General features: G+C 39.7%; 13 protein-coding genes. 10 read left to right on the forward strand and 3 right to left on the reverse strand.

Annotated features, from left to right (window positions below):
* Nucleotides 1–33 precede the first annotated feature (33 nt).
* From obgE to pheA, 3 genes are read left to right on the forward strand one after another with little or no spacing between them, the layout of a single operon-like run.
* Nucleotides 34–1,320 (forward strand): GTPase ObgE, encoded by a 1,287-nt coding sequence (gene obgE, locus AC4NPH_RS12350; RefSeq protein WP_013059333.1) that lies wholly within the window; start codon nucleotides 34–36, stop codon nucleotides 1,318–1,320.
* Between the two features lie 33 nt (nucleotides 1,321–1,353).
* Entirely contained in the window at nucleotides 1,354–1,803 is a 450-nt protein-coding gene (locus AC4NPH_RS12355) for an ACT domain-containing protein (RefSeq protein WP_013059332.1), read from the forward strand.
* 28 nt (nucleotides 1,804–1,831) lie between these two features.
* A complete protein-coding gene (gene pheA / locus AC4NPH_RS12360) occupies nucleotides 1,832–2,704 on the forward strand; it encodes a prephenate dehydratase (RefSeq protein ID WP_013059331.1) in 873 nt (290 codons plus the stop codon).
* 29 nt (nucleotides 2,705–2,733) lie between these two features.
* Here pheA and AC4NPH_RS12365 read toward each other — a convergent pair whose 3' ends face one another.
* Entirely contained in the window at nucleotides 2,734–3,279 is a 546-nt protein-coding gene (locus tag AC4NPH_RS12365; RefSeq protein WP_013059330.1) for a transcription repressor NadR, read from the reverse strand.
* A gap of 15 nt (nucleotides 3,280–3,294) precedes the next feature.
* Nucleotides 3,295–4,431 carry an IscS subfamily cysteine desulfurase gene (locus tag AC4NPH_RS12370; protein WP_098399859.1) on the reverse strand — a complete coding sequence of 379 codons (1,137 nt, stop codon included), beginning with the start codon at nucleotides 4,429–4,431 and terminating at the stop codon, nucleotides 3,295–3,297.
* Nucleotides 4,432–4,520: 89 nt separating this feature from the next.
* Between AC4NPH_RS12370 and nadB the strand changes: the two genes are divergently transcribed.
* From nadB to AC4NPH_RS12400, 6 genes are all read left to right on the forward strand, one after another.
* Nucleotides 4,521–6,065, forward strand: a complete 1,545-nt coding sequence (nadB, locus tag AC4NPH_RS12375) for an L-aspartate oxidase (RefSeq protein ID WP_013059329.1) — start codon at nucleotides 4,521–4,523, stop codon at nucleotides 6,063–6,065.
* A gap of 36 nt (nucleotides 6,066–6,101) precedes the next feature.
* The gene (gene nadC / locus AC4NPH_RS12380) at nucleotides 6,102–6,995 is read left to right on the forward strand and encodes a carboxylating nicotinate-nucleotide diphosphorylase (RefSeq protein WP_013059328.1); all 894 of its coding nucleotides are present in this window, start codon (nucleotides 6,102–6,104) and stop codon (nucleotides 6,993–6,995) included.
* Nucleotides 6,952–8,052, forward strand: coding sequence for a quinolinate synthase NadA (gene nadA, locus AC4NPH_RS12385; protein ID WP_055992468.1), 1,101 nt, complete (start codon nucleotides 6,952–6,954; stop codon nucleotides 8,050–8,052). The genes nadC and nadA overlap by 44 nt, the downstream gene beginning before the upstream one ends.
* A 214-nt stretch (nucleotides 8,053–8,266) precedes the next feature.
* Entirely contained in the window at nucleotides 8,267–9,547 is a 1,281-nt protein-coding gene (gene safA, locus AC4NPH_RS12390; protein ID WP_097812591.1) for a SafA/ExsA family spore coat assembly protein, read from the forward strand.
* Entirely contained in the window at nucleotides 9,537–10,502 is a 966-nt protein-coding gene (locus AC4NPH_RS12395) for a phosphotransferase (protein WP_228541022.1), read from the forward strand. Before safA ends, AC4NPH_RS12395 begins: the two co-directional genes overlap by 11 nt.
* Before the next feature lie 94 nt (nucleotides 10,503–10,596).
* Nucleotides 10,597–11,256, forward strand: coding sequence for a YhcN/YlaJ family sporulation lipoprotein (locus tag AC4NPH_RS12400; protein ID WP_013059324.1), 660 nt, complete (start codon nucleotides 10,597–10,599; stop codon nucleotides 11,254–11,256).
* A 103-nt stretch (nucleotides 11,257–11,359) separates the two neighbouring features.
* Here AC4NPH_RS12400 and AC4NPH_RS12405 read toward each other — a convergent pair whose 3' ends face one another.
* Complete coding sequence (locus AC4NPH_RS12405; RefSeq protein ID WP_429582125.1) at nucleotides 11,360–12,439, reverse strand: YsnF/AvaK domain-containing protein; 1,080 nt, start codon at nucleotides 12,437–12,439, stop codon at nucleotides 11,360–11,362.
* Nucleotides 12,440–12,729: 290 nt separating this feature from the next.
* On the opposite strand from AC4NPH_RS12405, the gene AC4NPH_RS12410 reads away from it, so the two are divergent.
* On the forward strand, nucleotides 12,730–13,242 hold the full coding sequence (locus tag AC4NPH_RS12410) for a BofC C-terminal domain-containing protein (RefSeq protein ID WP_081252168.1): 513 nt from the start codon (nucleotides 12,730–12,732) through the stop codon (nucleotides 13,240–13,242).
* Nucleotides 13,243–13,465 lie beyond the last annotated feature (223 nt).

Consider the following 13,465-nt stretch of genomic DNA (forward strand, 5'->3'; position numbering starts at 1 on the left):
AGGAGCTAAGATATAGAACGGAGTGAAAAAGAAATGTTTGTAGATCAGGTCAAGGTATATGTAAAAGGTGGCGACGGAGGAAATGGAATGGTTGCCTTTCGTCGCGAAAAGTACGTACCAAAAGGAGGTCCTGCAGGTGGTGATGGTGGTCACGGTGCAGATGTCATCTTTGAAGTAGAAGAAGGATTACGTACGCTGATGGATTTCCGCTATAAGCGTCACTTTAAAGCAAGCCGCGGTGAACATGGAATGTCAAAAGGACAGCACGGACGTAACGCTGAGCCGATGGTTGTAAAAGTTCCACCAGGTACGGTTGTGTTAGATGAAGATACGAACGAAACGATTGCTGATTTAGTTGAGCACGGCCAGCGCGCAGTGATTGCTAAAGGTGGACGCGGAGGGCGTGGGAATACGCGTTTTGCTACACCTGCAAATCCAGCACCGGAGCTTTCAGAAAATGGAGAGCCAGGTAAAGAGAGAAATGTAATTCTTGAATTAAAAGTATTAGCGGATGTAGGATTAGTTGGTTTCCCAAGTGTTGGAAAGTCAACGTTATTATCCGTAACGTCTGCTGCAAAGCCAAAAATTGCTGAATATCATTTTACAACAATTAATCCGAATTTAGGAGTAGTTGAAACAGAAGATAATCGCAGTTTTGTGATGGCGGATTTACCAGGGCTAATCGAAGGTGCACATGAAGGGGTAGGATTAGGTCATCAGTTTTTACGTCACATTGAACGTACCCGCGTTATTGTCCATGTAATCGATATGTCAGGTTTAGAAGGCCGTGATCCATATGAAGATTACTTAACCATTAATGAAGAGCTGCGTCAATATAATATGCGTTTAACAGAACGTCCGCAAGTAGTGGTAGCAAATAAAATGGATATCCCGCAAGCTGAAGAGAATCTAGCTGCATTCAAAGAAAAAGTAGGAGACGAAGTGAAAGTCTTTCCAATTTCTGCAGCAACACGTGATGGAATCCGCGAACTGTTATTTACAGTAGCTGATCTTGTAGAAACTACGCCGGAATTCCCAATGCAAGAAGAGGAAGATCTATCTATGCACCGCGTACTGTACAAGCATGAAAAGAAAGAAGTGGAATTTGTTATTACGCGTGATAGTGATGGCTCATACGTATTAAGCGGTGAAAAAATCGAAAAATTATTCAAGATGACTGACTTCTCACGTGAAGAATCAGTTCGTCGATTTGCGCGTCAGCTTCGAGGCATGGGCGTCGATGAAGCCCTTCGTGAACGAGGAGCAAAAGATGGCGATATTGTAAAGCTGTTTGAATATGAATTTGAATTTATTGACTAATTGTTGTTCATAGGATAAGGGGAGGGGCTTTACTTGCATAAGAGCGATAAGCAGTTTTATTTAGTTCGCGAAGATGTATTACCAGAAGCGATGAAAAAAACATTGGATGCGAAGCTGTTAATTGAACGGGGAAAAGCTGAATCGGTAGCAGATGCTGTACAAGCCGTAGACTTGAGTCGCAGTGCTTTTTATAAGTACCGCGACACGGTCTTTCCGTTTCAGACGGTTGTCAAACAGCGAATTATTTCACTATTTTTTCATATTGAAGATCGATCAGGAACTTTATCACATTTATTGAGCACCGTTGCATCATCGGGATGCAATGTGTTAACGATTCACCAAACCATCCCTTTACAAGGGCGTGCCAACGTAACTCTTTCATTAGATACAGCAAGCATGAATGTTGAATTAAATGAAATGCTGCGAAGACTGAAAAGCTTAGAGTTTGTAGATAAAGTGGACGTGCTTGGTTCAGGGGCATAATGGCAAACAGATATAGATAAGGAGAGGCATGATTGTGGGGAAAGTAGGATATTTAGGACCAAAGGCAACATTTACACATGTAGCCGTCCAAGGCGTATTTAAACAGCACGACCATATTCCATACAAAACAATTCCAGCATGCATTGATGCAGTGGATAACGGAGAAATTGAGTATGGAATTGTACCGTTAGAAAATGCACTTGAAGGATCTGTAAATTTAACACTTGATTATCTTATTCATGAACGTCGTCTGCCGATTGTTGGGGAAATTGTGCTTCCAATTCGTCAGCATTTAATGGTTCATCCATCTCGTGCAAAACAGTGGAAAAACATTGAAACGATTTATTCTCATCCTCATGCAATTGCGCAGTGTCATAAATTTTTACACGGAGAATGTACGTCAACTGCAGTAGAAGAGATGACATCAACGGCGTTTGCTGCGAAGTATGTAAGCGAACACCCTGAGCTTAATATTGGAGCTATTGCGAATGGGTTAGCAGCCCATGAATATGGATTACATATTGCCTGCCCGAACATTCATGATTATGATCATAATACAACAAGATTTGTTATTCTGCATAAAGATGGAGGGCAAGAGGTGCCATTTTTAGCTGGAAACGGGTGCAAGACAACGTTAATGATTACACTTCCATCTGATCAGGCAGGAGCGCTTCATCAAGTGCTTTCAGCCTTCTCCTGGCGTAAGCTAAATCTGTCTAAAATTGAATCCCGTCCTATGAAAACAGGGCTTGGAAACTATTTCTTTATCGTTGATATTGAACAAAAAATGGATGAAGTATTAATCCCTGGGGCTATGGCTGAACTTGAGGCACTAGGCTGTAGCGTAGAGCTTTTAGGAAGCTATCCCCATACACTACTTGAAACAGAAATCCCGCTTTAAAGCGGGATTTTTTTTGTTATAACACCTTTTTATTCATTCGAAACTAAATAGCCTTCCTCTTCAAGAGCTAAGCAGGCAGCATTCAGTTTTTCAATTGTATCTGCTTCAATCGTATGAAGGTGAATCCCATCTGTTAGCTGAGATAAATAAGTTGCGTTTGTTTCTTGAATTTTTTCTATGAACGTTTCTACTTCTTTTCGGGTTTGAATCATAACGGAAGCCGTTAATTCACCATACACAGGGTGTTCAACGGTTACATCTTTTACGAGAACGCCGTGGTCAACAAGCAGGAGAAGCTCCTTTTCAGCATCTTCTGGCGTATGCTGACAGGCAATAATTCGCTGATGCACGGTAGTTTGAGATGGATTTTGAATATAAATATATCCTTGGCTTGTTGCGATAATGGGCTCATTTTTAGCTTTAAGCAGTGAAATATCTTGTACAATGACTTGGCGGCTAACGTTTGTTCGTTTCGAAAGCTCACTGCCTGTCATTGGTTTATTCTCTGTTTGTAACCATTGTAGAATAAGTTCTCTTCTTTCTTCTCCAAGAATTTTCTTTTGAGTTCCTGGCACCTTTAATCCCTCCTTTTACACTGTCATAAATTCTTGCTGTAATAAATGAAAAACGGATATGAGTCGATCAATATGCTTAAACGTTGAATGTTGACTGAATGAAATACGTACAAAGTTCTTAGCATTCGCAGTCGATTTCCCAATCGCAAGTAGAGAAGCTAATGGTTCCTGCTGATTTACATGGCAGGCACTTCCCGTAGATATAGCAATTCCGTGACGATTACATTGTAACATAACATATTGACCCTGTATGTTTGAAAACGTCAGTCCAATAATTCCAGGAAAATGAGAGTTCCCAAGACCTTCTACTTCTATAAAAGGAGCAAGAGGCTCTAGGTTTTCCAGTAAGTACGATTTTAAGCGCTCATAATGGCTTCGGGCGGTCTTCATTTCTGCATATGCGCATTCAGCTGCTTCAGTAAAGGCAGCAATGCCCGCTGTATTTACAGTCCCAGGGCGAAAGCCTTTTTCATGAGTTGCTTTATGGTAAATAGGCTTCCAAGAAGAACTTGAATTCATGTATACCATTCCTACACCTTTTGGTCCGTAAATTTTATGACTAGAGACTGAGATGCTATCAGCTTTCAGCTTTTTAACATCAATAGGAAGCTTACCGAAAGATTGAACACAATCACAGTGAAAGAGAATTTCTTTTTTAGCTAAAAAATGGCCAATATCCTCAACTGGCTGAATTGTACCGAGCTCATGATTGATATGCTGAATGGCTACTAGCACAGTGTCAGGTCGAATAGCTTTCTTTAAGTCGTCTACAGACACAACTCCGTTTTGATCTACAGGTACGTAAGATAGGGAAAATCCTTCTTTTTCAAGCTGCTGCAACGTATGAAGAACCGAAGAATGTTCAAGCTTCGTTGTCACTATATGTTTTCTTTCGTCATTTTTTCCTTTTAAAAGAGAATGAATAGCTAAGTAATTAGCTTCTGTTCCCCCGCTTGTAAAAAAAAGATCATCCTCTCGACAATTTACTAACAGGCTTAATTTTTTTCTGCATAGCGTAAGTAAATTCTCTGCTTGTGTTCCAAGTGTGTGAAGGCTGCTGGAGTTTCCATAATAGCTTGTTGCCGCTTCAGTATATACTTCAATTGCTTCTTGTCTCATTGGCGTTGTTGCTGCATAGTCCAGATAAATCATTTTCTCCCTCCGATAAAAAAACTTCTTGTCTTTCATTTAATAATATGTAAATATAGGTGTCAAGACACATGTAAATAAAGAGGTGTAAAATGTTAGAGACGGATGTTTTAATTATTGGAAGCGGATTAGCAGCGTTTTCTGCAGCTTATGAACTGTGTCGTCATAACAGAGTTGTAATGGTAACGAAAGGGAAAATTGACCGCAATAACTCAGTTCTTGCTCAAGGCGGAGTAGCAGCTGCTATTGGAAGCAGCGATCACTGGAGTGAACATCTCTATGATACGTTGGTTGCGGGCAATAAGCATTGCAATGAACAAGCGGTACGCACTTTAGTGGAAGAAGGTGCGGCTGTAGTAAATGAATTGATTCATAAAGGAATGAAGTTTGATAAAAATCCAGATGGTACGCTGCATTTTGGAAAAGAAGGAGCCCATCGTATGAATCGTATTCTGCATGCAGGTGGCGATGCAACAGGACAAGCGCTGTTCGCTTTTTTGAAAAAAGAAGTACTGCCATATATTACAGTGATTGAAAACGAAATGATTCAGCATTTAGTAACTGTAGATGGAACGTGCAGAGGTGCTATCGGACAAGGTGAAAACAACAAAATTACTATATATCATGCTCGCCAAACGGTTATTGCTACCGGAGGAATCGGCGCTTTGTACAAGCATACATCTAACCAGCCGCTTGCGACAGGAGATGGGCTAGCGCTTGCGTACAGGGCTGGAGCAAAATTAGCGGACTTAGAATTTGTTCAGTTTCATCCGACGCTTTTGTATCAAAAGGAAGCGAAAGGTCTAGTATCCGAAGCGGTTCGAGGGGAAGGTGGCGTGCTGGTAAATGAATGGAATGAACGCATAATGGAAGGCGTTCATCCCTTTAAGGATTTAGCACCGCGAGATGTTGTAGCAAGGACAATTTTTAATGAAATGAAAAAAGGAAGATCCATATTTTTAGACATTGAAAAAGTGGCTCATTTCCAACGAAAATTTCCTACGATTACGGCACTGTGTCGAAAGTATAAAATTCAACTGGACAAAAAACGAATACCTGTTACTCCCGGCGCACATTTTTTAATGGGTGGAATTGAAGTAGATGGTTACGGACAAACAAGTGTTGAAGGATTGTATGCTGTGGGGGAAGTTTCTTCTACAGGCGTTCATGGAGCAAATCGTCTAGCAAGCAATTCATTGTTAGAGTGTCTTGTATTTGGAAAACGGACAGGGCGTCATATTTTACATAAAGCGAGAACGGTATCTCGTTATGTCCCCGTCCATTACGTCTATAAAGGCATGCCTAAAATACTGCCTGCCACAAGACAAATTCAGCATAAAATGATGGATTGTGTAGGAATCATTCGTCATGAAAACGAATTGGCTACTATTGTGCATGAATTCACAAATTATCTGGATGGAATACCTCTTGATCAAGAAGTTATATATTCGAGGGAAGCTGCGACCATCTGCAATATGCTAACTGCAGGTCTGCTTATTGCAGAGTCCTCTCTTGCAAGAAAAGAAAGTAGAGGAGGACATTACCGAAGTGACTTTCCGCATGAAAACCAAGAATGGGAGCATAAGCGAATTATTAAGCAGTCTACTGCTTCAACAAAACAGTCATTGATTTTATAAGCAAGGAAATTTAAAAAGAAAGGTGAAGGTAGCACAATGAACACGTTGAAATTACAAAAACTATTGCAGTCTTTTTTTATAGAAGACATTGGAGATGGAGATATAACCTGTGAAGCTATTTTTTCTCCGTCTGACCAAGGGAAAGCTGTGTTCACGGCAAAGCAATCAGGTATTATCGCAGGAGTGGAATTGATTAAAGAAGGATTTCATTTAATAGACCCTGACGTGAAAGTGAATTTCGAGAAAAAAGATGGAGATGTTCTTAAGCCTGGCGATAAAATAGCTACCGTTTCAGGACCCGTGCGATCTATTTTGACCGGTGAACGGGTAATCTTAAACTTACTTCAAAGAATGAGTGGCATTGCCACGATGACGCACAAAGCCGTAGCGCTGCTTGGCAGCTCACATACGCGCATATGTGACACGCGAAAAACAACGCCTGGTATGCGAATGTTAGAAAAGTATGCTGTTCGTGCTGGAGGAGGTTATAATCATCGTTTTGGATTGTACGATGGCGTCATGTTAAAAGATAACCATATTGCACATGCAGGATCTATTCTAGACGCTGTTGTGAAAGTAAGAGAGCAGGTTGGACATATGGTTAAGGTGGAAGTAGAAATTGAAAACAAAAGTCAATTGCTAGAAGCAATAGAGGCAGGAGCAGATGTCATTATGTTCGATAACTGTTCTCCAGAAGTCATTAAAGATTGGATACCGCTGGTTCCCGCTCATATTGTCACAGAAGCATCCGGTGGAATTACGCTTGGCACGCTCCATTCTTTTAGAGACAGCGGAGTGGACTATATTTCACTTGGAGCTCTAACGCATTCAGCAGGGTCTATCGATATCAGCTTGGACTTATTAACAGAAAGGGGAACAGGAAATCATGAGTTTATTACAAACGCTTCAGCAGCAAACGCTGCCCGCTAAATATACGCAGCTCACAGAAAATGAAATGAAAAGAAGAGTACTAGAAATCAAGAAAAAGCTCGGAAGCAAATTGTTTCTGCTCGGCCATCATTATCAAAAAGACGAAGTGTACGAATTTGCAGATGCGGTAGGAGACTCCTTACAGCTGGCTCAAATAGCAGCTGAAAATAGAGAAGCTGAGCATATTGTGTTTTGCGGCGTTCACTTCATGGCAGAAACAGCTGATATTTTAACAGCTGAAAATCAAAAAGTCATTTTACCCGATATGCGCGCTGGCTGTTCAATGGCTGATATGGCTACTATTCAGCAAACAGAAAAGGCATGGCCTGTCTTACAGGATCTTTTCGGAGATACGATTATTCCGCTTACGTATGTGAACTCTACAGCTGCAATTAAATCTTTTGTAGGCGAACATGATGGTGCAACAGTAACATCGTCAAATGCAAAAAATATGGTGGAGTGGGCATTTTCTAAAAAAGAGCGCATTCTCTTTTTGCCAGATCAGCATTTAGGCAGAAACACTGCTTATGATTTAGGTGTTGGACTAGATGAAATGGCCATTTGGAATCCTATTGAAGAAATGCTTGAATATGAAGGGGATATAAACAACATCAAGGTGATTCTGTGGAAAGGTCACTGTTCTGTGCACGAAAATTTCACGGTTAAAAATATTGATTATTTACGCGAGAAGCAGCCTGATATGAATATTATTGTTCATCCGGAGTGTTCTTATGAAGTGGTGCAAAAATCAGATTATGCAGGTTCTACAAAATATATTATTGATACAATTGAAAAAGCTCCTTCAGGCTCTAAATGGGCCATTGGCACGGAAATGAACTTAGTGAAACGGATTATCAACAGTCATCCGGATAAAGAAATTGTTTCGCTTAATCCTTATATGTGTCCTTGTTTGACGATGAACCGAATTGATTTGCCTCACTTGCTGTGGGCTTTAGAAAGCATCGAAGAAGGAACAGAAGTGAATCAAATCAAGGTGGATAAACATACAGCGCAAGGGGCGATCAAAGCGCTAACGAATATGTTAGAACGAGCATAAAAATTTTTAAGACAATTAAAAAGAGAAGGTCTAAAAGAAGACTTATTGACATATTGTTTGTGTTGATAAGTCTTTTTTTCTTTATCATAAAAACTTGAACCAAACTGTGGGCGAAATGAATAAAAAAATGGTTCAAGGCATATCTTGTGATGAACAAACAGAACTTACTTTGATTTTGCACATATAGATGGCAGAGACTCTACTCGGGAGGGGAATGACGTTGAAAATCCATATCGTTCAAAAAGGGGATACCCTTTGGAAAATCGCTGAAAAGTATGGGGTTAATTTTGAAGAGTTAAAAAAAGCGAATTCTCAATTAAGCAATCCAGACATGATCATGCCTGGAATGAAAATTAAAGTTCCGACAAGCGGAGTGCCTGTTCAAAAAGAAGGAGCTCCTTCACCTGGTATAAAAGAAATGCCTAAAGTTCAACATCCTTATAGTGACCAATCCACAAAAGCTTATCCAGTAACGGAAATTGATGAAAGTCCAGATGAGAAAAAGTCAGCTAATCAGCCTGCTCAAACACCGTTTATGCAACCGATAAAAGAAGCACCAATTGCGCAGCCAAAGAAAGAAGCACCGATTGCTCAACCGAAAAAGGAAGCGCCGATTGCGCAGCCAAAAAAAGAAGCACCGGTCGCACAGCCTAAAAAAGAAGCACCAATTGCGCAGCCTAAAAAAGAAATGCCAGTTGCGCCAAAGCTTCCTAAATTAAAGCCAATTGCACCTGAGATTGATATTAACAATTATTACACCGTTAATATGGCGATGCAGGCTCCAAAAAAAGAAGCACCAAAAGAACTACCCAAGCATGAATCGCCAGAAAGTCCTGAGATGGAGAGTATAGAAATGCCTCCTCAAATGCCATGTTACCCAATCATGCCGATATCGCCTGTGATGCCAGGCTACGGATTTAATTATATGCCGTGTCATCCGCCAATGTATGCACCGCAGCCATATCCAATGCCAATGTATCAACAGGCTCCAATGCATCATCACGGTTATGAAAACGAATCGTTTGAAGAACATGCAATGGGCGCTCACATGGCACCGATGCCAATGTATCCAATGATGCCACACAGCTGCTATGGACCGGTACAATGTTCTCCTTGTCCGCCTCCATGGGGATATCAGCAGCCCGTTTATCCGGCCTATCATCAAGCACCGATGTATCCACAAGTACAAGGAGCTATGACAGGTGGCCATTATGAAAGTTCTTCCGATGGTTTTGGAAACGCACCTTACCATTATGGGCAGCAATATGCGCCACAGCAGCAAGGAGACTGCGGATGCGGTGAACCAAGACCTGACGACTATGCACCACAGCAGCCTTATCCACAGTACCAACAGCAGGTACCTTATGGCTTTCAGGACCCAAGGGCACCCTATCTAGCCCCATATGGCATGATTGGTGTACCTTCGTATCCTGCGTCTGACCCAAATGCATTTAGTATTCCAGAATATGATGAGTACGACGAAGATGAAGATTGATTATTATAGACGAGACGATTTTAATTTAAATCGTCTCTTTCTCTATTTGAAAAAAAGAGATATTCACGTTGAGACCTACCGTATGAAAAAGCCTCATGTCATCATAGCGGATACGAATAAAGGAAAAAAAGTAATAAAAGCATACAGAGACAAAGGTAAAATTGAACATGTTTATCATTTTTTATCTCAGATTCAACAAGGGTACGCTGTTAATTTCGAAGCTTACCCAGAAGGGGAACTTTATATAAAGGACCGTCATTTGTATTGGGCGATGATGCCTTTTGTTAAGCAAGTAAAAGAGGTAACGTATGAAAGTTTTCAGGATCGCGAAGAAGTATTACAAGCATTGATCCGCTATCATGGAGAAGTTCATAAAAAGAAAATAGCCGCGTATACAAAGCTTTCTGAGTATGATCTTATTTTAAAATGGAAAAAGCGGCTTTCCTCTTTTCGAGAAACCTCACATATATTTAGGGAATTTAATCAATTTCATGTATATAAAGACATTGTGACTTGGGGAGAAAAAGCTTTAGTCTTAATGGAACGTTTCAAAGATAGTGGGTTGAACTGTTCCATTATTCACGGTGACGTTGCTTCACATAATTTCTTGAAAACAAACCACTTGGGTATTGTTATGATTGATTTTGACTTATCGGCTAAAGCTCCTGCTCTTTATGACTATGTTCAGCTTGTCCAGCGCTTTTTGCCTTACGTCCAGTGGTCGATGAAAGAACTACTTCAACACTCGAAAATAAAAGAATTAAGCAAGCAGCGTTTTTTTCTTGCTTCTTTACTATTTCCATCGATGCTGATGAGAAACTGGAATGTAAATGTCTCTGCTTTATCATGGGCAAATCGCCAAAGGTTAATGCAGCAATCAGTCGAAGAATGGTCACAGCGTACACATTTTTATCGAGTGATTTACCAGCACTTACAAAACCTACATGACATGTAAAGAGTTTATAAACACTTCATCGAATAAGAAACGGCTTGTCTTTTAATCCTAATAGTAAGCTCAGAGTAAATAGAGCTTAAATTAGGGGGCGATTATGTTGAATAGGTATGTAGCAACTTCTTTAGCTTTTGCATGTATGATGGGACTTGGCGCTTGCAATAACAAAGACCAAGGTATGGAACAGCGCTATACAGATACGACACAGCCTGTTGGGTATCATACAAATGAAAAAGCGAATGAACATCGCGTAGATAATCCGAAAGGTCCAATGACTGAAGTTTTAGATGGGAATGGAACACCTAATTATCCGTTAAACGTAAGTGATGGACGTTTTGACAATCCGACAAACCCTTATGGAAACATCAATAATACAAATGATCGTACAAATGGTGTTGCTAATATGTATTATGGTGAAGATTATCCAAGAGACTTTACAGAAAAAGTGGCTGATCGGGCTGCAAGCGTTAAAGGTGTAGAAAATAGTCGCGCCGTTGTCCGTGGAGATCAGCTATTAGTTGCTGTGGATCCGGCCAAAGACATAAATAACGGCCGTTTAAAACAAAACGTGCTCGATAAAGTAAAGCCTATTGCAAAGGACTACAATGTTCAAGTAAAAGTAGATCATGATGTATTTATGAACGCTCGCTCTCTTGATGACGATATTCGAAATGGAAAAGACCGAAATACGATTCAAACTAATTTCAATGGTCTATTTGAATCAGTCGATGAGAATGTCAATCATAAACATCGTTAAATGAAGAAGCAGCTGTCTGTGAAGGACGGCTGTTTTTTTGATGAGAAGACATATAAAAAAGCTGCCATTGAAGCCAGGCAGCTATTCCTCGAACATGTAACTATTAATTTTTCTTGTTAGAAGCAGATTTGTTTGTTGTTTTGGATTCCGCTTCTTCCTTTTGAGCGTTAGTTTCATTTTGTTTGAGGCGACCTTCTCTTTTTTTCGTATCTGCTGGTGCCGTAGCGACACTCTTTGTATTTTTTACATTTTTTGCAGAAGAGCTTGTCTCATTAGCTTGTGTGTTTGGCTTCTCGTTGTTAGTTGTCTGACTATTTTCGTATTCAGCTTCCACGTCGCTTGCTAGAGCTGCAGAAACTTGAGCGTAAGTATTGTCTGTATAGTTCATCATATTTTCGTATACTTCAGGGCTCGCGAGCCCTGAAGGTTCTACGCTTGCTTCTTCTTTCTTAATCGTTTCAGTCCATTCTTTTGTTTCTTGAATAAGTTTTTTTCCTATAATTACTTCTTCAACAATAACTGGTCTTTTGGTTATTTCTACTCGTTCTTCCATGATTGGAACACGAATAATTTCATCTTCTGTAAGTGGCCCAGCGTTATAGTCTCCGTCAACTACAGGGCGACGTTCAATATAAAACTCTTCTCTCGTAACAGGAACGTGTACAGTTCTTTCTTCCTCTATTACTTTTTTGTGGAGTTTTACTTCACCCACTTGGACGCGTTCTTTTAAGACATCTAATTTTTCTTCACGTAGTTGGACGGCTCTATGCTCGTTGTGTTCCGTATAGGTTCCGTACGCTGGAGTTTGTTCAGAGCTTACGGCATCTATCAAGATTAGAATTTTACCAGCAGCTACATCTGTCTCGCATTGCACGGCTGAGAAGTCTGGTATGCCCATGCGGATTAATTTTGATTTCAAGCCGTTTCCTTGTTTGAGCCCCATGCCGCCTGTCATCATGGTAAAAAAGTTATCCATCATGACGCCAGCTAATGAACTTACGGCAGGTGAACCAGCTTCAATAATTACATTTGTATCGTGACCTATTTGAAATGTATTGCTTTTACTGTTAGAAATAACCATAATGTCTGTTTCTCGATAACCTTGATGCTTTAAATTATGGATAACATCTAAAGCTTCTTTCTCTGAAAAAAAAGTTCCGACTACACGTTTATTCATTCTCATTACTTCAGCTCCCTTTTTATGAAAATAGATAATAGAAGTCCTTACAATTACTTCCACTATGTACATACCCTTCGAAAATTTAATTAAAACGTTCAAGAGAAAATTTTACAAATAGTGTGCAAATGTAACAAATACTCCATGTTTTCTTAACATAATATCGTAAAAGGGATTTGCTTCATAAAATAAGAGGATAAAAGAAAATAAGTAGGTCAAACTATTAGTGTAGATTTTCACAAAACCTTTTTAGATAATACTAAAAAGAGTATGATTAACGTGTGAGGTGAAGGTGAGTGAAGAAAGTCATTCATCAAGCAGCTTTTTTAATGCTAGTAAGTATTGTGCTTTGTATAATGCCATACCGTGCAGATGCGAATGAAAAGGAGCCGATGACATTATTTCTTGAGTGCGTGTATGTGGATGGAGTCGTAAGTCAAGAGATGATCAAAAGCCCTTCTATGACGAAAAAACAATTAATGAAAAAATATAAAAATTGGCGACTGCTTAAAGAAACGGATCAAGAGCTAGTTTTTAGAACAAGCATAGACGATATTTCACCTATTTTAAAAGAAAACGGTTATGTAGGGCTTTCTGTTAACGGTATTCTCTCAGCATTTGAAGGCAAGCCAGCTTCGTCGCAGCACATTATACAGTCGTTTTTTCAAATTGACATCAAAAGGCTTGAGAGTTATCAGCATGAACAATTAAAGAAAGGTATTCGCGTTCAATCAAAAGATGAATATCTTTCTCTCATTAATTTCTATAAAATCTATCAGCTTCAGCAGCGGCCGCTTTCAATCAAGTAGCCGTTTTTTAGTATGGTAAAATAATTATTGAATTCAACATTCTAAATTGCTTCTATTTGCTTTTGGCGATATGTTAAAATGGTATTCAGCAGTCTAGTATTGTATATATTTTAAAAGGTCATTCATCAATAGAAGTGGGCGGTTCTATTTTTTACAGCTATTGTAAAAATAGGTTGACAAAGATGAAAAGAGGCAAACGTTCTCTTGAACGTCTTTTTAAAAA

The sequence above is a fragment of the Priestia sp. MDV22-iso46 genome (assembly GCF_058629175.1).